General features: G+C 61.1%; 2 protein-coding genes and 1 pseudogene. 2 read left to right on the top strand and 1 reads right to left on the bottom strand.

Features of this window, described 5'->3' with window-relative positions; translation table 11 throughout:
* Positions 1-146: pseudogene (locus tag CH339_RS25240) on the bottom strand (flagellin); the annotation flags it as partial.
* A gap of 435 nt (positions 147-581) precedes the next feature.
* Between CH339_RS25240 and CH339_RS24895 the strand changes: the two are divergent.
* Both CH339_RS24895 and CH339_RS25035 read left to right on the top strand, forming a co-directional pair.
* Positions 582-848: a transposase gene (locus tag CH339_RS24895; protein WP_170138635.1), complete on the top strand. Its 267-nt coding sequence runs from the start codon at positions 582-584 to the stop codon at positions 846-848.
* A 177-nt stretch (positions 849-1,025) separates the two neighbouring features.
* On the top strand, positions 1,026-1,270 hold a 245-nt coding region (locus CH339_RS25035), incomplete at its 3' end, for a hypothetical protein (RefSeq protein ID WP_210207395.1).

Here is a 1,270-nt window from a genome sequence, read left to right as displayed (position 1 = left end):
AAGAAGTTGGTCGGATTGTCGAGGGCGGAGTTGACCTTCTTGCCGGTGGCCAGACGGCTCTGCGTGGTCGCCATCATGTCGGCGGTGTTCTGCAGAGAGAGGAGGTTCTGACGAACGCCGGCGGAGAGGGTGATTTCAGATGACATGTTGTGGATCCTTCCTGGTCCAAAGCTACGTAGAAAAACGCCTCCTTCTGAGACGTCGACGCCACTTAGGCACAGCAGGTCCTAAGTCTTCGTAAAAGCAATTCTTACAATTATATGGTTATTGAGAGTCTTGCATATTTTTTTGAGGAGGTTTATTTAAACCGTAGTAATAAGGTCCTTTTTAAACCGTAGTAATTCACTCCATATTACTTAGTAGGAAACATTTTATACATGGCCTACAATGGTGGTAGCGGAGAGCGATGCGGATCTCGCCGCCCTTGCGGCGGTCCCCGGGGCGCTGGCTCCGGCGAGGGCCGGCGGATCATGCATCGGTCCGGGGGTGCTGAGCCGCGCTGGGTATCCAGAGAGTGTCCTCCGCAAGCGGGTTCATCGACGCGGCGTGATCGGAGTCAATCTCCTGGAAAGGAGATCGCCATGCGTCGCCTCGAGGCGACCGATGGGGAATGGGGCGTCATTGAGCCGCTTCTGCCGCGCAACAGCCGCGGTGCCGCCCGTGTCGACGACCGGCGGGCAATGGACGGCATTCGCTGGCGCTTGCGCGCCGGCTCGTCCCGGCGGGATGGCGCCGAGCGCTGCGGTCGACGCACGACGCTCTACAATCGCTTCTCTCGTTGGGGGGCAGTGTTTCGGATCGCCTTATGGCGGCGATCTCTAAGGCCCATGACGGTGACGTCGTCATGATCGACAGTTCATGCGTCCGCGTCCACCAGCGTGGTGCCGGCGCTAAAAAGGGGGGCTGCCGATCCTTGCATGGGACAGTCCGGTGGCGGCCCGACCGCCGGGATCCGTGCCCTCGTCGATGCCGAAGGGCGTCTGCTGCGCCTTGAACAGACCGCTGGGCATGCCGGCGATGCTCCCATGGCGACGCAACTGCCCAATGACGTCGCCCCTGGCGCCATCGTCATTGCCGATCGGGCCTGCGACACCGACGGCATCCGCTCCTTCGTCCCGGCCGCAATGCCTGCGCAAACATTCCGGCGCGGTCGATCCGCAAGGGCACCGTCGCGTTCGGCCGCCGGGTCTACCGTCGGCGCTCTCCGGTCGAACGCTTCTGCAATCGTCTCAAGCAAAAGAAAAAGCGGCGGAACCGTTCTGGTTCCGCC

It is taken from the genome of Rhodobium orientis (assembly GCF_003258835.1).
Taxonomy (GTDB): Bacteria; Pseudomonadota; Alphaproteobacteria; order Rhizobiales; family Rhodobiaceae; genus Rhodobium; species Rhodobium orientis.
This window is presented reverse-complemented; position numbering and strand designations above follow the sequence as displayed.

What these genes read in the sequence shown, in the direction of transcription:
- CH339_RS24895 (WP_170138635.1), top strand. Translation starts at nt 582, where the DNA reads ATGCGTCGCCTCGAGGCGACCGATGGGGAATGGGGCGTCATTGAGCCG.